Origin of the sequence: Brevundimonas sp., from assembly GCF_046295595.1 — a bacterium.
GTDB lineage: Bacteria > Pseudomonadota > Alphaproteobacteria > Caulobacterales > Caulobacteraceae > Brevundimonas.
Map to the genome: position 1 here is coordinate 35,729 of NZ_JBKBMX010000002.1, position 20,414 is coordinate 56,142.

Here is a 20,414-nt window from a genome sequence, read left to right on the forward strand (position 1 = left end):
TTGCGTGGAAGCTGTTCCGTCGAAGCGACCCGACCCCAGCGCCGCGCCCTCTCCCGGGGGCCGGGTCGGTCGCTTTCACACGCCGCGCGCAGCGCCAGCGCGGGGCCGACGGAGATCCGCGAATGACGCGATCCATCCTCTACGCCACGGCCGCGGCCGTGCTCTTTCCGCTGTCCGCCCATGCCCAATCCCCGGACGAAACCGACGAGCTGCCAGAGGTGGTCGTCACCGCCACCCGCCTGCCGGCCATCGTCGCCGACACGCCCGGGGCCCGGGTGATCGACCGCCAGACCATCGAGCGGCGCGGCGCCGTCTTCGCCGCCGACATCCTGACCGATGTGCCCGGCCTGTCCGTGGTTCGCTCCGGGGCCTTCGGCGGGGTCGCCCAGGTGCGGATGCGCGGCGCCTCGCCCGGCAAGACCCTGGTGCTGATCGACGGAGCGCCCGTGAACGACCCGGCCGAGGTCAACGGCGCCTTCGACTTCTCGGGTCTCGAACTGTCCGACATCGAGCGCATCGAGGTGCTGTCGGGACCGCAGTCGTCGCTGTGGGGCTCCGACGCCATCGGCGGGGTGATCGCCTTCACCACCCGGGATCTCGACGGGCTTGCGGTGGAGGCGGAGGCCGGCTCGTTCGACACTGTGCGGGGCCGGCTGGCGGCCGGCGTCTCGACCGATCGCTATGGCTTCGGGGCCTGGGTCTCGCGTTTCGACACGGACGGCGTCTCCGCCGCCGATGAGGCGGACGGGGCCACCGAGGCCGACGGCTTCAGCGCGACGACGGCCGGGGCGCGGGGACGGTACGCCTTCGCCGACGCCATGGCGTTCGACGGCTCGGTCCGCTGGACCGACAGCGACGCCGACCTCGACGGCTATCCGGCGCCCGACTACGTCCTGGCCGACACCGACGGGACCCAGACCAGCGAGCAGTGGTCCGGGTTCGGCCGTCTGCGCCTCGAAGCGTTCGGCCTGTCGCACCAGTTCAGCCTTTCGGCCGCGGACATGCGCCGCGAAACGGTGACGGACTTCCCGACGGCCTTCGAGTCGGACCGCCAGTCGTACCGCTGGCAGGCTGACGGCGAGACGGCCGGCGTCGCCTTCGCCATCGGCGCCGAACGGGAGGATACCGAAGGCAGTCTATCGACCGGGTTGACGGAAGCGCTCGGCACGACCTCGGCCTTCGCCACGGCGCGGGTCGATCCGTCGGCGCGCCTGAGCCTGACCGGGTCCCTGCGGTTCGACGACACCGACGATTTCGGCTCGAAGACGACCGGACGGGTGTCGGCGGCGCTCGACCCCGGCGCCGGCTTCACCCTGTCTGCGGCCTGGGGCACGGGCTTCAAGGCGCCCTCGATCAGTCAGGCCGTGTGCGACTACTGTTTCTCGTCGCAACCCTTCCCGGTGCTGCGGCCCGAGACGGCGACCGGCTATGAGGCGGCGATCGGCTGGGCCTCGGCCAGTGGGCGGATCGAGGGGCGCGCCACGGCCTACCGGCTGGAGGTCGAGGACCAGATCACCTACGTCTTCGATCCCGCGACCTTCGACAGCTACTACGTCAATGTCGCCGAGACTGCGACGGACGGGATCGAGCTGGAAGGCCGGGCCCGTCTGGGCGGCGGCTTCGACCTGACTCTTGCCTGGGCCTGGACCGACGCGCGGGACGAGAGCAACGACCGCCCGCTCGCCCGCGTGCCGGAGCAATCCGGATCGGCGACCCTGGGCTGGACCGGCGATCGCCTGTCCGGCGCCCTCACCGTCCGGGCCGAAGGCGATGACCGGGACACCAATGGCGCCACGCCGGCCATCCGGGAGGGCTTCGTCGTCGCCAATCTGAACGGCGCTTACGCCCTGACCGACACGGTCACGCTGACCGCCCGGATCGAGAACCTGGCCGACGAACGCTATCAGCAAGTGCTCGGCTATGGCGAGCCCGGCCGGTCCGGCTATGTCGGAATCAGGCTGCGCTACTGATGCGGCCACGGCCCTGAAGGCTGGATCCGGCGGCGGCCGCCGTCGCCGGTTCCAGCTGCAGGGCGGCCCAGTCGAGCGCGGGGGTCTGGGCGTTGGCGGCGGCGACCACGGCGCGCAGCTCGGCGGCCGAGGCGACGCTGGCGATGACCGCCGAGACCTCGGGCAGGCCCATGACATAGGCCAGGGTGGCCTGCATCGGATCGATCCGCGCCTCGGCGAGGCGGCGGCGGATACGCGACAGGGCGTGGGCGTGGCCGGCCATTTCCGGCGGCAGCGGTTCGCCGCTGATGAACAGCAGGCCGTCGGCGAACACCGAGGTGGCGTGGACGGCGACGCCCAGCGCAGCCAGCTCGGCCAGCACGCCGGTGTGCTGGATCCGCTGGTCGAGAAGATTGATCGGCAGCTCGACCACGTCCGGCTGGAACCGTCGCGCCAGCAGGGCGGGGCCGTCCTCGACGCAGGCGCGGAAACCGATGCGGCGGTAGAGGCCGCGGGCCTTCAGCGCCTCCAGCCGGTCCCACAGGGCGCGACCCTCGGCCCCGGCCAGATCGTCCGCGCGCTCGACCAGCAGCGCATCCCCGCGCGGCAGGCCGAGGCGCTCCAGCGAGCGACGGGCGCGGGCCTCGACGCGGTCGACGCCTTCGGCGATCGAAACCGTACGGACGGTGACCTGGAAGGGCGAGGGGAAGGGCCAGGCTTGGCCCAGCCGGCGCTCGCCGTCGCCGTCCGGCCGCGTCGCCACCAGGGTCACGCCGGCGTCGGCGGCGGTCTGAAGCAGGAAGCGCAGGGCCTCCTCGCGCGCGCCCGCGGGCAGCGGCGCATAGGCGTTGGCGGCGCGGGCGGGCTCGTGGACGACCGCCACGGCCAATTTGTCGATCGGGGAGGGGGCGCGGTGTGCGATCACCGCCGAACTGTGACGCCGAAAGTTTAAGGCCCCCCTTCCGAGACCTTGACTGAATCTTACCGGCGGAACGGCGTTCGGGGCGGCGTCAGGCCGGCTGGTGCGACAGGGCGGCCAGTACGCCCTTGCCATACCGGTCCAATTTGGTCTGACCGACGCCGGGAATATGCGCCAGCCGCTCGAGATCGGCCGGTTCGGCCATGGCGATTTCCAGCAGGGTCTTGTCCTGGAAGATGACGTAGGGCGGCACCCTTTGCTCGGCCGCCCGGTCGCGCCGCCACGCCCGCAGGGTCTCGAACCGGGCCCGGACATCGGCGTCCATGGTCTCCAGCGCCGCGTTGCGGCCGGTGCGCACCCGCTCCTTCGCCGCGACGGCGCGGGCCGGGGCCAGACGGACGTCGACCACCCGCTCGCCGCGATAGACGGCCCGCACGGCCTCGGGGTCGCCCAGCCGCACCAGCGGCTTGCCGTCGTTCGGGTCCTCGACCAGCAGGCCCTCGAACATCAGATGGTCGACCACGTCGCGCCAGGTGTACAGGGCGGTGTCGGCGCCGATGGCCCAGGTCGACAGGGCCGTCTCCCACGGCTGGACGTCCTTCGTCTTGCCCAGCAGGTGGTCGATGACCCGCCCCCGACCGAAACGCTCGCCCAGTCGCTGGACGGCAGCGAGGGCCTTCTGGGCCGGGACGGTGGCGTCGAACTGGGCCGGCGGGTCCTGGCAGATGTCGCAGACGCCGCACGGCTCCGCCCCGGTCTCGCCGAAATAGCGTCGCACCGCCTGCGGGCGGCAGACCGCCCCGTCCAGCATGGCGAACAGCTGGCGGGCCTTCTTCACCTGCACCGCCTTGACCTCTTCGGCCATCGGCCGGCCGTCGAGCCGCCGCAGCGTCCAGGCGATGTCCGACGGTCCGTACAGGGTGATGCCCTCGGCCGGCTCGCCGTCGCGCCCGGCGCGGCCGATCTCCTGCCAGTAGGCTTCCAGCGAGCCGGGCGGATCGGCGTGGATGACGAAGCGGACGTCGGCCTTGTCGACGCCCATGCCGAAGGCGATGGTCGCCACCATCACCGCCCCGTCCTCGGCGAGGAACCGCTCCAGCCGGCGGTCGCGGTCGCGCGCCTCCATGCCGGCGTGATAGGCGATGGCGTTGGTCCCGGCGTCGCGCAGGGCCTGGGCGACGCGCTCGCAGCCGTCGCGCGAGCCGCAATAGACCACGCCCGACTTGCCGCGCCGCTGGCGCACCAGCTCGATCACCGCCGCGTCGGTGCGGGCCCGCGAGCCGTTCTCCTTGCGCACCGCCAGCAGCTGCAGGTTCGGCCGGGCGAAGCTGTCGACCACCACCCGGGCCTCGCCGAGCCGCAGGGAGCGGACGATGTCCTCGCGGGTGCGGGCGTCGGCCGTGGCCGTGACGGCCACGCGCGGCACGCCGGGGAACAGCTCGGCCAGACGGCCCAGGGTCCGGTAGTCGGGCCGGAAGTCATGCCCCCACTGCGAGACGCAGTGGGCCTCGTCGATGGCGATCAGCGACAGCGGCAGGTCATGCAGCCGGTCGATCAGGTGGGGCTGGGCCAGTCCCTCGGGCGAGACATAGAGCAGGTCCAGCTCGCCGGCCCGCGCCGCGCGCCAGATCTCCGAGCGGTCGTCCATCGAGACGCCGGAATCGAGCCGGGCGGCAGCCACCCCCTGCTGCTTCAGCGCCTCTACCTGGTCGGTCATCAGCGCGATCAGCGGCGACACCACCAGGCCGAGACCGGATCGCAGCATGGCCGGGATCTGGTAGCAGACGCTCTTGCCGCCGCCGGTGGGCAGTACGGCCAGCACGTCGCGGCCGGCCAGCACCTCCTCGACCACCTCGGCCTGACGGCCGCGGAAGTCCGGATGGCCCCAGACCCGCTCGAGGGTGGCGCGCGCGTCGGCCAGGGAGGGCGAGGCGGCGGTCGGGAGCGAGTCAGCGAGCATCGCCGCCTTGTGCCTCATTTGTTCCGGTGTGTGAACGGCCGTCGTCCCCCTCGCCGGACGATGTCGGCGCCGGCGATGACCCAACCGTGTAGCCGGGGCGGCGTCCGAAACCCCGCCCGCGCCTTGCTACGGCCCGCGACCCGCCTTATCCCCGGACCATGCCTGCCCCCCTGATCTGCCCCTCCATTCTCGCCAGCGACTTCGCCCGTCTGGGCGAGGAGGTCGCCGCCCTCGAGGCGGCCGGCGCCGACTGGATCCATGTCGACGTCATGGACGGCCATTTCGTGCCCAACATCACGATCGGCCCGGACGTGGTGAAGGCCTTGCGGCCGCACACCACCCTGCCGTTCGACGTGCATCTGATGGTCGCCCCGGTCGATCCGTGGCTGGAGGCCTACCGCGAGGCGGGGGCGGACTATCTGACCGTCCACCCCGAGAGCGGCCCGCATCTGCACCGCACCCTCGGCCGCATCCGCCAGCTCGGCGCCAGCGCCGGGGTGGTGCTGAACCCCGGCACGCCCCTGTCGGTGCTCGAGGACGTCATCGAACTCGTCGACCTCGTGCTGCTGATGTCGGTCAATCCCGGCTTCGGCGGCCAGTCCTTCATCCCCTCCACCCTGCGCAAGATCGAGCGGACGCGCGCCCTGCTCGACGCGGCCGGATCGCCGGCCCATCTGCAGGTCGACGGCGGCGTCACCGCCGCCAACGCGGGAGCCTGCGTCGCCGCCGGCGCCGACGCCCTGGTCGCCGGCACGGCCGTGTTCCGCGGCGGACCGTCCGCCTATGCCGACAACATCCGGGCCCTGAAGGCCGCCGAACGCCCGGCGGCATGAGCCCGATCGGACCCTTCACCCGCCCCGAAGCCGACGGTCCCGCGCCCGGCGAGATCCCGGGTCTGCGCGGGGCGCCGATGCGGACCCCGGTGCGCACCGTCGACGCCGCCACCGGCCCCGGCCTGTGGCCCGCCATCATCGGCCGCCTGCTGGGCCGCCAGCTGTGGATCGAGCTCTACGGCCTGCCCGGCTACGCCCTGACCCTGAAGGGCCGCGTCGCCCAGGGCTTCGCCGCCACCCCGCGCGAGTTCCGCCCGGTCGATCCGGCCCCGGGCAAACTGGCCCTCGGCGGCAAATTCCAGCTCTCCGGCGCCAGTCTCGAGGCGCCCGCGCCCGAGGATCCGTGGAACCGGCCCAGTCCGACCCGCGCCTTCGCCGCCGAACTGCACGCCTTCGCCTGGCTGCCGTCGCTGATGCTGGAAGGCGAGCGCGGCGCGCGCGAGGCCCTGCGCCTGACCCTGACCTGGGCCACGGTGTTCGCCCGCTGGTCGCCGTTCGCCTGGGACCCCGAGATCCTTGCCCGGCGCACCTTCAACCTCGCCTGCGCCGCGCGCCGCATGGGCCAGGTCGCCACCGAGGCCGAGCGGCTGCGGCTCGCCGACGGGCTCGGCCGTCAGGCGCGCCAGCTGCTGCGCCCGCCCGGCGGCCCGGCCGCCCGGGCCACGCGTCTGATCGCCGCCGCCGTCGCCGGCTGCGTGCTGGCCGGCGCGCCCGGGGCCGGCCTGCGCCGCCGCGCCCTCGCCGCCCTGCCCGCGGCCCTCGCGCGCACCATCGGCGAGGACGGCGCCCACGCCTCGCGCAGCCCGGAGGCGGGGCTGGAGCTGCTGCTCGACCTGCTGACGCTGGAAGACGCTCTGTCCCAGCTGTCCGAGGCCCCGCCGCCGGCGGTGTTGACGGCCATCCAGCGCCTGACCAGGGCGACCCGCTTCCAGACCCTGCCGGACGGCCGCCTGATGACGCTGCAGGGCGGCGGACCGTCCAGCGCCGCCCGCATCGCCGCCGCCGTCGCCCATGACGAGGTCGACCGCGGGGAGCCGCCGACCGGAACCGTCGGCGGCGTCGCCCGCGTCCGCAGCCCGCTGCTGACCGTCGCCGCCGACGTCGCCGGCCCGGCCCGCGGCGCCTGGTCGGCGTCCGCCTGCGCCCAGCCGCTGGCGCTCGAGATCGTGTGCGGCCGCGACCGCCTGGTCACCGGCTGCGGCTGGACCCCGCGCGCCGCCGATCGTCAGGGCCTGCGGCTGGCCCCCGGCCATTCGACCCTGACGCTGGGCGAGACCTCGACCGCCTCGCCGCTGGGCGGCTGGAAGGGCGAGCTGCTGGGGCACCGGCTGATCGGCCGGCCGTTGCACGTCGAGACCCATCGGCGGGACGGCGAGGGCGCCGTCTGGCTCGAGGCCGAGCACGACGGCTGGGTCCACGCCTACGGCCTGCTGCACCAGCGCCGCCTCTATCTCGACCAGCGGCTGGACGAACTGCGCGCCGAGGAGCGGCTGCACCCGTCGCCCGGCCAGAAGGAGGTGGTCCGCGCCATCGCCGCCCCCTACGCCATCCGTTTCCAGCTGGAGCCGGGCATCCAGGCCTCGCTGGCCCGCGACCGCCGCTCGATCCTGCTGCGCGGCCATTCCGGGCGCGGCTGGTGGTTCCGCACCGACGGCCCCGACGTGGCCATCGAGCCCTCGGTGCATATCGACGAGGGCCTGACCCGCCGTTCGCTGCAGATCGTCGTGCGCGGTTCGGCCCGCACCGATTCCGAGACCAAGATCCGCTGGAAGCTGAGCCCCGCCGGGGCGGGCGGCGATCCCACCTAGTGGCGCTACCGCGCTTCGCCCTACTTGAGCGCGGCCGGGCGCCCGCCACTTGAGACGAACGGTCGCCGCGACCATCTGCGGACTGCCGCGTTACGCTGTTTCCGACCACAGGATCGACCGATGAGCCTCGCCGACCCCACCGCCCTGCCAGACGACCTGATCAAGGAGGGCTCCGACGCCGGCTTCATGGCCGACGTCATCGAGCAGTCGAAGACCCAGCCGGTGCTGGTCGACTTCTGGGCCACCTGGTGCGGACCGTGCCGGACGCTGACGCCGATGATCGAAAAAGCCGTCCGCGCCGCCGGCGGGGCGGTCAAGCTGGTCAAGATCGACGTCGACAAGAACCCGGCCTACGCTGGCCAGCTGCGCGTCCAGTCGATCCCGACGGTCTACGCCTTCGTCAACGGCCAGCCGGTCGACGGCTTCCAGGGCGCGGTGCCGGAAAGCCAGCTCAAGGCCTTCATCGACAAGCTGACCGGCGGCGAGAGCGCCAATTCCGATATCGAACAGCTGATGTCGATGGGCGAGGAATCGCTGTCGCTGAACGATCTCGGCGGCGCCGCCCAGGCCTTCGCCCAGGTGATGACGCTGGAGCCGGGCCACGAAGGCGCGATCGCCGGCATGGCCCGGGTCTATCTCGCCGACGGCGACCCCGACCAGGCGCGCCAGACCCTCGCCATGGCCCCGGCCGAGTCGAAGAACGCCCAGGTCCAGTCGATCCGCGCCCAGTTGGCCCTCGCCTCGGCCGCGCCCGCCGGCGCCAGCACGGAGCTGCAAGCCCGCGTCGCCGCCGACCCGGGCGATCATCAGGCCCGCTACGACCTGTCGCTGGCCCAGGCCGCCGCCGGCGATCTGCAGCGCGCGGTAAACAGCCTGCTGGCCATCGTCGCGGCCGATCGCGAGTGGAACGACCAGGCCGCCCGCAAGCAGCTCCTCGTCGTGTTCGAAGCGGCGGGGCCGTCGTCCGAGATCGCCCGTGACGGCCGTCGCCGTCTGTCTTCCATCCTGTTCGCCTAGGGGGCTCCGCATGGCGCAGGGCTATGTCAGGGCCGCCGACCTGCCGCAGGTCATTCCGGTCTTTCCGCTGCCCGGCGCCATCCTGCTGCCGCGCGGCCAGCTGCCGCTCAACATCTTCGAGCCGCGCTATCTGAACATGATCGACGACGCCATGGCCGGCGACCGGATCATCGGCATGATCCAGCCCCAGCCCGGTCCGGACGCCCTGCCCGGCCTGTCGCCGATCGGCTGCGCCGGCCGCATCACCAGCTTCGCCGAGACCTCGGACGGCCGCTATCTGATCACCCTGACCGGCTGCGCCCGCTTCCGCCTCGGCAGCGAACTGCCGACCCGCACCCCCTACCGCCAGATCCGCGCCGACTTCGCCCCGTTCGAGGCAGACCTCGCCGATCCGCCGGTCGATGACATCGGCCTTGATCGCGACGGCCTGCTGGACGCCCTGCGCGCCTATCTGGAGACGCGCGGCCTCGACATCGACTGGGACACGGCCGAGACCGCGCCGCCCGAGGCCCTGGTCAACAGCCTGTCCATGGCCCTGCCGTTCGAGCCGCCGGAGAAGCAGGCGCTGCTCGAGGCCGACAGCCTGACCGACCGATCCGCCGTCCTGACCGCCCTGCTGACCATCGACGCGGCGGATTCAGGCGACGGGGATGCGCCGTCGATGCAGTGAGGGATGAGGGATCGGGGATGGGATGAGGGAGATGCGCGCCATACAGCCCTCCGCGCCCTGCGGCGTCCTCATCCCTAGTCCCTCATCCCTAATCCCTATAACCTCCCCCCATGTCCGACGCCTTCCACACCCCCGCCTCCGTCGATCCGCGCCTGCTCGAGGTGCTGGTCTGCCCGGTCACGCGCGGCCGCCTGACCTGGGACCGCGAACGACAGGAACTGGTTTCCAAGGGCGCGAAGCTGGCCTTCCCGATCCGCGACGGCGTGCCGATCATGCTGGCCGAGGAAGCGCGCAAGCTGGACTGAGTGATTAGTGCCTAGTGGTTAGTGGCTGGCCGGCGCCTGTGCGTCGGCGCCGGCCGCGCCGCCCTTCCGCAGGCAGGAAAGCGGCCAATCACTAGCCACCAGCCACCCCTCAGAGCGCCTCACCGCGCAGCAGCCGCGGCAGATCGCCGGTCGCGCCGCCCGCCTCGTGCATGAAGGCGCGACGCAGCGGGGCGATGCGGTTGACGGCGGCGATGCCGAGATCGCGCGCCAGCCGGACCGGGGCCAGGTCGTTGGAGAACAGCCGCACGAAGCCGTCGAAGCCGGCCGTCAGGGCCGCATTGTCGAACCGGCGCCAGCGGGCGTAGCGGTCCAGCACCGTTTCGGAGCCGATTTCCTCGCCCAGCCGCAGGGCGTCGACCAGCACCTCGGCGAGGGCCGCGGCGTCCTTCAGCCCCATGTTCAGCCCCTGGCCGGCCACCGGATGGACCCCGTGGGCGGCGTCACCGATCAGGGCGATGCGCGGCGCCGTCAGGTTTTCCGCCAGCTGCAGCGACAGCGGATAGACGAAGCGCGGCCCCACCACCGAGACATCCTCGAGGAAATCGCCGAACCGCCGCATCAGATGGGCGTGGAAGGCCTCGTCCGACGCCGCCTTCAGCGCCTCGGCCCGCCGCGTCGTCTCGGTCCACACCAGGCTGGCGCGCCGGTCGGTCAGCGGCAGGATGGCGAACGGGCCCGAGGGCAGGAAATACTCATGGGCGACATTGCCGTGGTCGCGGCCCATGGCCACGGTGGCGACGACGCCGCTCTGGCCATAGTCCCAGCCGACCGTGTCGATGCCGGCCTCGCGCCGCACGCGCGACCCGCGGCCCTCGGCCCCGACCACCAGCGGCGCGCGCAGCACGGCGCCGTCCGCCAGCGTCACGGTGGCCAGCCCCGGACCGGCCTCGACCCGGTCGACCGAGGCCGGGGCGCGGACCTCGAGGCCCGCCGCCGTCACCGCCTCTGCGAGGGCGACGCGGATGCGCCGGTTCTCGACCATATAGCCCAGCGGCTCGCCGTCGGTGCGGTCGCCGATCTCATCGGCGTCGAAACGCAGAAAGGCTGACGAGGCGGGACGCGACGCCGCCCCCGGCCGGCGTCCGTCGGTGACCAGAATCCGGTCCATGCGGCAGGCGTGCGGCCGCAGGCCTTCGCCGACGCCCAGCGCATCGAGCATGCGGAAAGTCGAAAAGGCGATGGCGGTCGAGCGCCCGTCGAACGACGGGGCCAACTGGGCCGAAAACGGCTGCGGATCGACCAGCACGACGTTCAGCCCGCCCCGGGCCGCGGCGAGGGCGAAGGTCGCCCCCGCCAGCCCGGCTCCGGCGATGATCACGTCGTATCGATCCGTCTCGGTCATGCCCGCTTGTCGCGCCGCGGGGCCGTAAGGTCCAGTGCGGCAAAGTGGGAGCCGCGCAAAGGCCGGTAAACAGCCCCTTAACCCTGTCGGGCCGACAGTGGCCGGAGCCCTGTATTCCCGGAGTCCGCCGCCGTATGTCCGCCGCCCTCGCCCTCGGCCACCGCGCCTTCGAGAGCGCCCGCATCCTGTGGAGCGCGCCGTTCGTGGTGCGCTTCCGCGGGGTGCTGCAGGCGCTGCTGGCGGCCCTGCTGCTGGCGTCCCTGATCTCGTGGAATCCGGCCGACCCCAGCCTCAACGCCGCCTCTTCGATCGCGCCGACCAACTGGCTGGGCCTGAACGGGGCCCTGTTCGCCGACCTGTTCATGCAGTCGCTTGGCCTCGCGGCATGGCCCGCGGCCCTGCTGCTGATCGCCTTCGGCCTCGCCGGGGCGATCGGCGACGCCGTCCAGCAGCGGCTCAAGCCGACCCCGTTCAAGGCCTTCGCCGCCACGGTCGGCGTGCTGGCCCTGTCCGCCGCCCTGTCGGCCCTCGCGGCCCCGGCGGCCTGGCCGCTGGCGACCGGGCTCGGCGGCCTGTGGGGCGACGCCCTCGTCGGCCTGGTGCGCATGGCCTTCGCCGCCCTGCGCCTGCCGGGCGCGGCGATCGGCGCCGGCGTCCTGTTCCTGCCGCTGGCGTTGTGGAGCCTCGGCTACGCCATCGGCCTGCGCTTCGCCGACCTCGGCGACGGCCTCGACTGGGCCCGCGGCCTGCGCCGCTCCGCTCCGGCGCCCGTCGCCGACATCCGCCGCAAGGCCGCCAAGGCTCCGCCCCGGCCCCGTCCCGCGCCCGAGCCGGAAGACGACGCCCCGCTGTCGCTGGATTCGGACGAGGACCCGCCGTGGCGCGAGCCGGTCCCGACCCCGGCCCGCGGCGCGGCCGAGCCGAAGGTGGCGGCCCCGCGCGCGCCCAAACCGTCGAAGCGTGAGCTCGACGACAGCCAGGTCGCCTTCGACTTCGCCAAACCCTCGACCGGCTTCGACCTGCCGCCGCTGGCCATGCTGACCAAGCCGGCCAAGCGCGTCGCCTCGGTCGACGAGGAGGCGCTGAAGCAGAACGCCAAGATGCTGGAGGGCGTGCTGCAGGAATTCGGCGTGCGCGGCGTGATCGACCAGATCCGCCCCGGCCCCGTCGTCACCCTGTACGAACTGGTGCCCGCGCCCGGCGTCAAGCACGGCCGCGTCGTCGCCCTGTCGGACGACATCGCCCGCTCGATGAGCGCCCGCGCCTGCCGCATCTCGGTCGTGCCCGGCCGCAACGCCATCGGCATCGAACTGCCCAATGCGAAGCGCGAGACCGTCTATCTACGCGACCTGCTGGCCTCGGCCGAATACGACAAGCCGGCGCATCTGCTGCCGCTGGCGCTGGGCGAGACCATCGGCGGCGAGCCCTATGTCGCCGATCTGGCGCGCATGCCCCACCTGCTGATCGCCGGCACCACCGGCTCGGGCAAGTCGGTCGGGGTCAACGCCATGATCCTGTCGATCCTGTATCGCCACAGCCCGGCCGAGTGCCGCTTCATCATGATCGACCCCAAGATGCTGGAGCTGTCGGTCTATGACGGCATCCCGCACCTGCTGGCTCCGGTCGTCACCGATCCCAAGAAGGCCGTCGTCGCGCTGAAATGGACCGTGCGCGAGATGGAGGACCGCTATCGGCGCATGTCCAAGCTCGGCGTGCGCAACATCGCCTCCTACAACGAGCGCGCCCGCGAGGCCGTGGCCAAGGGCGAGCATTTCGAACGCACCGTCCAGACCGGCTTCGACGACCAGGGCCGCCCGGTCTACGAGTCCGAGAAGATCCGCCCCGAACCCCTGCCCTTCCTCGTCGTCGTCATGGACGAGATGGCCGACCTGATGCTGGTCGCCGGCAAGGACGTCGAGGGCGCGGTCCAGCGTCTGGCCCAGATGGCCCGCGCCGCCGGCATCCATCTGATCATGGCCACCCAGCGCCCGTCGGTCGACGTCATCACCGGCACCATCAAGGCTAACTTCCCGACCCGGATCAGCTTCCAGGTCACCTCCAAGATCGACAGCCGCACCATCCTCGGCGAACAGGGCGGCGAACAGCTGCTGGGCCAGGGCGACATGCTCTACATGGCCGGCGGCGGCCGCATCACCCGCCTGCACGGCCCGTTCGTGACCGATCAGGAGGTCGACGAGGTCTGCAAACACCTGCGGTCGCAGGCCGAGCCCGACTATCTGGACCTGATCACCGATGATCCCGACGGCGACGGCGACGCGGCCGGCTTCGACGAGGGCGGCGGCTCGGGTGACGATCTGTACGACCGCGCCGTGGCCGTGGTCACGCGCGACCGCAAGGCCTCGACCAGCTACATCCAGCGCCGGCTGCAGATCGGCTACAACCGCGCCGCGTCCCTGATCGAGAAGATGGAGCAGGAGGGCGTGGTCAGCCCCGCCAACCACGCCGGCAAGCGCGACGTCCTCGCCGGCCCGCCGCCGATGTAGCCAACGGGCGCCGGTTACCGCACTTCCCGCACTTTTCCGCGCGCCAACCGGTTGAAGCAGCAAGGCTTTCAGTCTTTTTCAGGCCTTATACCGAGCATGCCCCCGGGGCGGGCGTATAATCCCGGCTGGCCTCCGTCAGGGCGGTCGGAAGGGAGACCAAAGTGTCCGAAGTGTCCGAGTGTCCCACGAATTTTTTCACGGACACTTTTCCCCTGCCCGGGCAACGGAGCCGGACCGAAGACGTTATCCGGGCCGCCGTGGGCCGGATGAAGCTGAACGGGGCTTCATCGGAGCGCCTGAATATGGTCAGGCTCGGGTCACGCCTCCGCCAGACCAGTCCCGCAAGACGGCAGACATCAACCATCCCGAACGGGAGAAGACCCCTATGACCGTCTCACGCCGCGCCTTTGCCCTTGGCTCCGCCGCCCTCGCCGCTGTCACCGCCTTGCCGGCGCACGCCCAGGCCAGTCTGTCGGCCGAGGACCGCGCCGTCCTCGCCCGGGCCCAGACCTATCTGCAGGGCCTGACCTCGGCCCAGGGCAATTTCGTCGAGACCTCGGGCGCCTCGCGCCGCGAGGGTCGCTTCTATCTGCAGCGCCCAGGCAAGATGCGCTTCGAATACACCAACCCGGCCGGCCTGCTGGTCGTCTCGGACGGCTCGAACGTCAAACGCTACGACCCGCGCCTCAACGTCTTCCGCCAGGTGCCGCTGGGCCAGACGCCGCTGTCGACCTTCCTCGCCCGCACCGTCCGCCTCGACCAGGGCGTGCGCATCGACCGCGTCACGCGCATGGCCTCGGGCGCCTTCGCCATCACCGCCCGCGACCAGCGCCGTCCCAACGACGGTTCGGTGGTGCTCGCCTTCGCCGGCGACCCGGTGCGGTTGCAGGAGTGGACCATCGTCGACGCCCAAGGCGGCCGCACCCGCACCCAGCTTACCAGCCTGCGCCCGGCCCCGGGCCTCGCCGCCAGCCTGTTCCAGCTGCGCGACCCGACCCAGCGCCCGCGCCGCGGCTGACTCGCCTTCGGGGCGAACCAGCCTTGACATTTTTTCTCGGGCGTGTTGTTTTCGCCACAGATCGGCGGGAGCCGGTCTCAACCGCTACGGATTTCATCCCCTTCCCGGCGGCGAGAGAGACGAACCTTCAAACGCCCGGCCGGCGACGGCCGGGCGTCTCTTTGTGTTCAGGGGGGCGCTATCGCTCGCAAGGCGGTCGCTCGCTGCCTGAGCGCCGGGAGCGCGCCGGGTCGAATAAGGCGGAGCCTTTTGGACGCGCTCCCACTAAGAAGCCCGGATGCTTCGCATCGCCACCTGGAACATCAACTCCCTCCGCCTGCGCATCGACCAGGTCGCCCGCTTCGTCGGGGAGAGCGGAACCGACGTCCTGTGCCTGCAGGAGATCAAATGCCTTGAGGACCAGTTTCCGCGGGCCGCCTTCGAGGCCATGGGCCTGCCGCATCTGAAGATCGGCGGTCAGAAGGGCTGGCACGGCGTCGCCATCGCCAGCCGCAAGCCGATCGCCGAGGCCCCGAAGCTGGATGTCTGCCGCGAGGGCCACGCCCGCTGCGTGGCCGCCATGGTCGACGGCGTCGAGATCCAGAATTTCTACATCCCCGCCGGCGGCGACACGCCCGACCGGGCCCTGAACCCGAAATTCGATCACAAGATGGATTTCTACGAGCGGCTCACCGCCGAGATGGCTGGGCGCGACAAGCAGCGGCCGCTGGTCCTCGCCGGCGACTTCAACATCGCGCCGGGCGAGAACGACGTCTGGAACCATCGCTATATGTCGAAGATCGTCAGCCACACGCCGCTGGAGGTCGAGACCCTGCGCCGGCTGCAGGCGGCGGGCGGCTTCTGCGACGTGGTCCGCGACCAGATCCCCGAGCCGGTCAAGCTGGCCAGCTGGTGGAGCTATCGCGCCGCCGACTTCCGCAAGTCCAACCGCGGCCTGCGCCTCGACCACCTGTGGACCTCGCCCGGCCTGACCCCTGCCGTGGTCCCCGCCAGCGCCCGCATCCACGACACCGTCCGCGAATGGACCCAGCCGAGCGACCACGCCCCGGTGACCATGGACCTCGACGTCTAGAACGGGAAGAAGATCGGGATGGCGATCATCCCCGCCACCCAAGTCACAAGGTTCAGCGGCAGCCCGACCCGGACGAAGTCCATGTAGCTGTAGTTGCCCATCTGATAGACCAGCACATTGGTCTGATATCCGAACGGCGTGGCGAAGGCGGCCGAGGCGGCCATCATCACCCCGACGAGGAATGGCCGCGGGTCGACCCCGAAACTCTCCGCCAGGGCCACGGCGATCGGCGTGATCAGCACCGCCACCGTCGCGTTGGACAACAGCTCGGTGGCGAACAGGGTCACCCCGTACAGAATGATCAGCCCGACCAGCGGACCGAACGGCCGCAGCACCTCGATCAGGACGCTGGCGCCGGTCGCCGCCAGTCCGGTGACCTCGATGGCGGTCCCGACCACCACCATGCCGGCGATCAGCAGCAGGATCTCCGGTCGCAGACCGGCGTAGGCCTCCTCGGGGGTGATCACCCGCAGCAGGATCAGGGCGACCGCCCCGGCGAAGGCCGCGGCGGCGATCGGAGCCCAGCCGAGCCCGGCCGCCGCCACGACAAGGACGAAGACCCCGAGCGCGATCAGCGACCGCCGCAGATCGAACGGCCGGTCAGCCGCGCCGAACAGCGCGACGTCGCCCAGATGGGCGTCGCCGGAGCCGTCGTCATTGGTGCGCGCCTCGCCCAGACGCGGCAGCCCGAACGGGAAGCGGCGGCGACTGCGGGCGATTCGCTCGGCCTCCGCCTCCTGGCGCGCCTCCTCCATCGCCGCCAGCCGGGCCTGCTCGGCCTCGTCGGCCTGGACGCTGCGCCCCAGTTGCCGGGCGCCGACGAAATACAGCCACAGCCCGCCGGCGACGGCGATGCACAGGCCGACCGGCGTGATCTCGAACAGGCTGAACACCGGCTGGCCGGCGTTACGCGCCATGTCGTTGACCAGCAGATTGGTCGAGGTGCCGATCAGGGTCAGCAGGCCGCCCAGCACCGAAATGTGGCTGAGCGGCATCAGGAAGCGTTTCGGCGACAGCTTCAGCGACGTGGCCACGTCGCGGATCACCGGCGCGGCCAGCACCACCACCGGGGTGTTGTTCAGAAAGCCGCCCAGCACCCCGCACATGCCCAGCACCGCCCAGATGCCGATTGCTCCGACGCGCGCGGCCAGCCGGGTGGCCTGGCGAATCATCAGGCCCAGCAGGCCGGAAAGCTCGATGGCGTAGGCGATGACGAACAGGCCGGCGAGGGCGATGACCGCCGGGCTGGCGAAGGCGCCCTGCACCTCGACCGGCCGCACCACGCCCAGCAGCAGCAGGGCCGCAGCGCCCGCGAGGGCCACGACATCGGCGCGGACGCGACCGTGAATGAGCACACCGACCACGGTGACGAGCACCAGCAGAGCCGCGATCTGATCGAAATTCATTTCGCCCTGCTGCCCCTCGCGCCCGGGTCAGGTCAACCTTTTCGGGTCAGCCGCCCCCAATTGAGCGATTGACGTGTTAGGCTGGTTCCATGCTGAAACCGGTCTCGCCTCTTCGCCTGCCGGTCGTCGTGGCTGCGGCGGCTGGTCTTCTTGCGGCCGCCTGCCAGAGAGAGGCCGAGCCTGCGGCGCCCTCGCCAGAGCCGGCCACGCCCGCCACGAGCGCGCCCGCGACACCGGTCGGGCCGGTCGCCCTCGACCGGCGGGCCCTGCTCGCGGCCATCGACCGGGCCGCCGCCGACTACGCCGCGGGGGCCGAGGCCGCGAGCGGCGAGTCGCTGGCGGGCCGCCAGTTCGACATTCGCCTCGCCTTCGGTTGCGAGGGCGCCGAGGCGTCGCCGGCCGAGGGCGTGGGCGATGGCTTGGCCCGCTGGTCCTGGGGCCCGGAGCGCGAGAACATCAATCTGAGCCTGACCCCCGGCGACTGGACCCGCTCGGCCGGGACCGGGCAGGATCAGTGGGAGGCGGTGGAGGGGTTCTGGGTCGCCCGGCCGTGGATGGCTGCTGACGGCTGTCCCTCGATCCGGGTCGATCCGCTGACCAGCGGAGCGGCGGCGGCCTCGCCGCAAACGGTCGGACTGGCTGCGGTGTTCGAAACGGGAAGCTCCCGCATCGGCCGGCGCAACGGTCGCGCCTACGCCCACACCATCCGGCAGGCGGGCGACGCGCCGCTGATCGCCCTCGAGGCCGGCTACCGGGTCCGCCTGCAGGGCCGGATGGCGGCCTTCCCGGACGGGCGGGCGATCCGCTGCCGCGCCGCCAACCCGAATCAGCGCCCGGTCTGCGTGGCGGCGGTGCAGCTGGACCGCGTCGCCTTCGAGACGCCGACGGGCGAGACCCTCAGCGAGTGGCGTCCGGGTTAGGGCTGCAGCCGGTAGCCGCCGGCGTCGGTCAGCAGCAGCCGCGCCTGGCCCGGCTCCGGCTCGATCTTCTGGCGCAGCCGATAGATGTGGGTTTCCAGGGTGTGGGTGGTGACCCCGGCGTTGTAGCCCCAAACCTCGGTCAACAGCTCCTCGCGCGACACCGCCTTGGCCCCGGCGCGATACAGGTATTTGAGGATGCTGGTTTCCTTCTCGGTCAGCCGCACCTTGCGCGCCTTGTCGTCGATCAGCACCTTGGCGGCGGGCCGGAACTCATAGGGGCCGATGCGGAAGACGGCGTCCTCGGACTGTTCGTGGCTGCGCAGATGGGCGCGGATCCGGGCCAGCAACACGGCGAACCGGAACGGCTTGGTGACATAGTCATTGGCCCCCGACTCCAGCCCCAGCACCGTATCGGCGTCCGACGACTGGCCCGTCAGCATGATGATCGGCGTCGAGACGCCGTCCTTGCGCAACAGCCGGCAGGCCTCGCGCCCGTCCATGTCGGGCAGGTCGACGTCCAGCAGGATCAGGTCGGCGCGCACCTCGCGGCCCATCCGCACGCCCTCCATCGCCGTCGCCGCCTGAACCGGGCGGAAGGCCTCGTGCAGGGCCAGTTGCTCGGCCAGCGCCTCGCGCAGGTCGTCGTCGTCGTCGATGATCAGGATGGTCTTGGGTGCGGGCATGGGTACCAGAATGGCGAGCGTCGGCCGTTCCGCCAAGGGTTGGACCCGAAGCGGAGCGGTTTTCAGTCAATAGAGGGGGTTTCGGGACGGTTTCGTTCCCCGAACAACGCCGATCCGACCCGGACATGGGTCGCGCCGAAGCGGATCGCCGTCTCGTAGTCGCCGCTCATCCCCATCGACAGCACGCCCAGTCCGTTGCGCCGGGCGATCTTGCGCAACAGGGCGAAATGCGGGCCCGCCGCCTCGTCCGCCGGCGGAATGCACATCAGACCCTCGACATTCAGGCCCTTGTCGCGGGCGTATCGCACCAGGCCGTCGGCCTGTTCCGGCGGGACGCCGACCTTCTGGGGCTCGGCGCCGGTGTTGACTTGGATCAGGACGCGAAGCGTTCGTCCCGCCTTGTCGGCGGCGGCGGCGAGGGCGTCGGCCAATTTCTCCCGGTCGAGGGTCTCGACGACGTCGAACAGGGCGACGGCGTCGGCGGCCTTGTTGGTCTGCAGCGGCCCGATCAGCCGCAGTTCGAGATCGGCCACGCCGTCGCGCAGTCCGACCCAGTGGGCTTGCGCTTCCTGCACCCGGTTCTCGCCGAACACCCGCTGGCCAGTGGCCAGCGCCGCCTCCAGCGCCTCCGCCGACTGGGTCTTGGTCACGGCCGTCAGGACCGCCGATGCCGGATCGCGTCCGGCGTCGCGGCAGGCCCCGGCGATCCGGCGACGCACGGCCTCGAAACGGTCGGCGATGCTGGACCCTGAAGCGGGATCGGAAGAAGAGGAGGTCATGAACCAGTCCGAAGCGGATAGTCTGTGGGACGTCGCCCGGGTCCTCGCACGGGACGCCGCCGATGTCAGCCGCGCCGCCGGGCGTCCGGCGCCGAACCTGCCGCCGCTGCTCTTCTTCACCGACCCCGTCCGCACCCCGCGCCCATGGGAGACGGCGGCGCGGCTGCCGGTCGGGGCGGGGGTCGTGTTCCGGTCGTTCGGCGCAGCCGACGCCCGAGAGACCGGCCTGCGCCTGCGCGAGGCGACGCATCGACGCAACGGCCTGCTGCTGGTCGGTCTCGATGCGGAACTGGCCGAAACGCTCGGGGCGGACGGCGTCCATCTTCCGGAACGGGCGCTCGGGCAGGGGCCCGGCCTAGCCGCGGCCCGACCCGACTGGCGCATCACCGGGGCGGTGCATTCGGCGGAGGCGCTGATCCGCGCCAAGGGTCTCGATGCCGCCGTGCTGTCGCCGGTGTTCGCGGCCGGCGGAGCCTCAGCGGCCCGGCCGGCGCTCGGCGTCGGGGCGTTCGCGGCTCTGGTCCGGCAGGCCGCCGTCCCGGTCTATGCCCTCGGTGGGATCACCGGCGAGAATGCAGGCGAGCTGGTTCGCTCGGGGGCCTGTGGTCTGGCGGGGGTGGGGGCGGTTCGGGCGGCCTTCGGGCCGGTCGACGCCTAGAAGCGGAAGATCGATTCCAGACGGAAGCGCGGCGCGGCCCGGCGGTCCGTCTGCGGCGCGCTGGCCGGATCGGCCTCGGGCTCGGCCAGACCGGCGGTGGCGCCGACGCGCAGGCGCGGGTTGACGCGGTAATAGGCGCCGGCCTCGACATCGCCGAGGTTGCTGTCGCGCCCGACCGGCTGGCTCAGGTTGAGGTCGAGGCCCCAACGGCCGCGTTCAGTGAACCGCAGGCGGGACTGGTTGGCGCCGGTGGCGGCGCGGGCGGCCTGGGCTTCGGTCAGGCTGACGGCCGGCGTGCGGGCGCGTGACGAAGCGGCTTGGGCCGAGGCGACATCGGCCATGGCCAGGAGCATGAGCCCTGCGGCCGCTCCGGCGATGACGGCGCCGTTCTTGCGCGTATTCTGGCGCATGTCCTGCCCTTTACGCCGCGACGGAAGCTTCCCTCGCGGTCCTTGGCGCCGATTAGACACCGCTGTTCAGCCCGGTCAACGAAACGTGGCCCATTACCCGGGGTTCCGCATGACTCTGCGGGACTCCTGTGGCGCGAGCG

18 protein-coding genes are annotated in these 20,414 nt (G+C 71.9%); 11 read left to right on the forward strand and 7 right to left on the reverse strand.

The window, feature by feature from the left end:
• Positions 1-122: 122 nt before the first annotated feature.
• Positions 123-1,970 (forward strand): TonB-dependent receptor plug domain-containing protein, encoded by a 1,848-nt coding sequence (locus tag ACK4JY_RS01380; RefSeq protein WP_409602408.1) that lies wholly within the window; start codon positions 123-125, stop codon positions 1,968-1,970.
• Here ACK4JY_RS01380 and ACK4JY_RS01385 read toward each other — a convergent pair.
• The gene (locus ACK4JY_RS01385) at positions 1,954-2,874 is read right to left on the reverse strand and encodes an aldo/keto reductase (RefSeq protein ID WP_409602409.1); all 921 of its coding nucleotides are present in this window, start codon (positions 2,872-2,874) and stop codon (positions 1,954-1,956) included. The two genes, ACK4JY_RS01380 and ACK4JY_RS01385, sit on opposite strands and share 17 nt — an antisense overlap.
• 85 nt (positions 2,875-2,959) lie before the next feature.
• The gene (recQ, locus tag ACK4JY_RS01390; RefSeq protein ID WP_409602410.1) at positions 2,960-4,828 is read right to left on the reverse strand and encodes a DNA helicase RecQ; all 1,869 of its coding nucleotides are present in this window, start codon (positions 4,826-4,828) and stop codon (positions 2,960-2,962) included.
• 158 nt (positions 4,829-4,986) lie between these two features.
• Between recQ and rpe the strand changes: the two genes are divergently transcribed.
• The 5 genes from rpe (at position 4,987) to ACK4JY_RS01415 (ending at position 9,461) form a co-directional block, all read left to right on the forward strand.
• Positions 4,987-5,661: a ribulose-phosphate 3-epimerase gene (gene rpe, locus ACK4JY_RS01395; protein WP_409602411.1), complete on the forward strand. Its 675-nt coding sequence runs from the start codon at positions 4,987-4,989 to the stop codon at positions 5,659-5,661.
• Complete coding sequence (locus ACK4JY_RS01400) at positions 5,658-7,469, forward strand: heparinase II/III family protein (protein WP_409602412.1); 1,812 nt, start codon at positions 5,658-5,660, stop codon at positions 7,467-7,469. Before rpe ends, ACK4JY_RS01400 begins: the two co-directional genes overlap by 4 nt.
• A 120-nt stretch (positions 7,470-7,589) precedes the next feature.
• A complete protein-coding gene (gene trxA, locus ACK4JY_RS01405; RefSeq protein WP_409602413.1) occupies positions 7,590-8,486 on the forward strand; it encodes a thioredoxin in 897 nt (298 codons plus the stop codon).
• Between the two features lie 10 nt (positions 8,487-8,496).
• Positions 8,497-9,156 (forward strand): LON peptidase substrate-binding domain-containing protein, encoded by a 660-nt coding sequence (locus ACK4JY_RS01410; protein WP_409602414.1) that lies wholly within the window; start codon positions 8,497-8,499, stop codon positions 9,154-9,156.
• A 110-nt stretch (positions 9,157-9,266) separates the two neighbouring features.
• Positions 9,267-9,461, forward strand: a complete 195-nt coding sequence (locus ACK4JY_RS01415; protein WP_409602415.1) for a Trm112 family protein — start codon at positions 9,267-9,269, stop codon at positions 9,459-9,461.
• Between the two features lie 109 nt (positions 9,462-9,570).
• Here ACK4JY_RS01415 and ACK4JY_RS01420 read toward each other — a convergent pair whose 3' ends face one another.
• Positions 9,571-10,824, reverse strand: a complete 1,254-nt coding sequence (locus tag ACK4JY_RS01420) for a UbiH/UbiF/VisC/COQ6 family ubiquinone biosynthesis hydroxylase (RefSeq protein WP_409602416.1) — start codon at positions 10,822-10,824, stop codon at positions 9,571-9,573.
• Positions 10,825-10,958: 134 nt separating this feature from the next.
• Here ACK4JY_RS01420 and ACK4JY_RS01425 point away from each other — a divergent pair, with 134 nt between their 5' ends.
• The 3 genes from ACK4JY_RS01425 to ACK4JY_RS01435 all read left to right on the forward strand — a co-directional run bounded on the left by ACK4JY_RS01425 (position 10,959) and on the right by ACK4JY_RS01435 (position 15,418).
• The gene (locus tag ACK4JY_RS01425; protein WP_409602417.1) at positions 10,959-13,328 is read left to right on the forward strand and encodes a DNA translocase FtsK 4TM domain-containing protein; all 2,370 of its coding nucleotides are present in this window, start codon (positions 10,959-10,961) and stop codon (positions 13,326-13,328) included.
• 385 nt (positions 13,329-13,713) lie between these two features.
• Entirely contained in the window at positions 13,714-14,346 is a 633-nt protein-coding gene (locus ACK4JY_RS01430; RefSeq protein ID WP_409602418.1) for a LolA family protein, read from the forward strand.
• Positions 14,347-14,623: 277 nt separating this feature from the next.
• Positions 14,624-15,418: an exodeoxyribonuclease III gene (locus ACK4JY_RS01435; protein WP_409602419.1), complete on the forward strand. Its 795-nt coding sequence runs from the start codon at positions 14,624-14,626 to the stop codon at positions 15,416-15,418.
• Here the strand turns inward: ACK4JY_RS01435 and ACK4JY_RS01440 are convergent.
• A complete protein-coding gene (locus ACK4JY_RS01440; RefSeq protein ID WP_409602420.1) occupies positions 15,415-16,824 on the reverse strand; it encodes an SLC13 family permease in 1,410 nt (469 codons plus the stop codon). The two genes, ACK4JY_RS01435 and ACK4JY_RS01440, sit on opposite strands and share 4 nt — an antisense overlap.
• An 89-nt stretch (positions 16,825-16,913) precedes the next feature.
• Here ACK4JY_RS01440 and ACK4JY_RS01445 point away from each other — a divergent pair, with 89 nt between their 5' ends.
• Positions 16,914-17,744, forward strand: a complete 831-nt coding sequence (locus ACK4JY_RS01445) for a hypothetical protein (protein WP_409602421.1) — start codon at positions 16,914-16,916, stop codon at positions 17,742-17,744.
• On the opposite strand, the gene ACK4JY_RS01450 is transcribed toward ACK4JY_RS01445, so the two are convergent.
• Positions 17,741-18,427: a response regulator transcription factor gene (locus ACK4JY_RS01450; RefSeq protein ID WP_409602422.1), complete on the reverse strand. Its 687-nt coding sequence runs from the start codon at positions 18,425-18,427 to the stop codon at positions 17,741-17,743. The genes ACK4JY_RS01445 and ACK4JY_RS01450 overlap by 4 nt on opposite strands.
• Positions 18,428-18,489: 62 nt before the next feature.
• Positions 18,490-19,206 carry a YggS family pyridoxal phosphate-dependent enzyme gene (locus ACK4JY_RS01455; RefSeq protein ID WP_409602423.1) on the reverse strand — a complete coding sequence of 239 codons (717 nt, stop codon included), beginning with the start codon at positions 19,204-19,206 and terminating at the stop codon, positions 18,490-18,492.
• Here ACK4JY_RS01455 and ACK4JY_RS01460 point away from each other — a divergent pair.
• Entirely contained in the window at positions 19,205-19,864 is a 660-nt protein-coding gene (locus tag ACK4JY_RS01460) for a thiamine phosphate synthase (RefSeq protein ID WP_409602424.1), read from the forward strand. The two genes, ACK4JY_RS01455 and ACK4JY_RS01460, sit on opposite strands and share 2 nt — an antisense overlap.
• Here the strand turns inward: ACK4JY_RS01460 and ACK4JY_RS01465 are convergent.
• Positions 19,861-20,274 carry an NtrZ family periplasmic regulatory protein gene (locus ACK4JY_RS01465; protein WP_409602425.1) on the reverse strand — a complete coding sequence of 138 codons (414 nt, stop codon included), beginning with the start codon at positions 20,272-20,274 and terminating at the stop codon, positions 19,861-19,863. The two genes, ACK4JY_RS01460 and ACK4JY_RS01465, sit on opposite strands and share 4 nt — an antisense overlap.
• Positions 20,275-20,414: the final 140 nt, after the last annotated feature.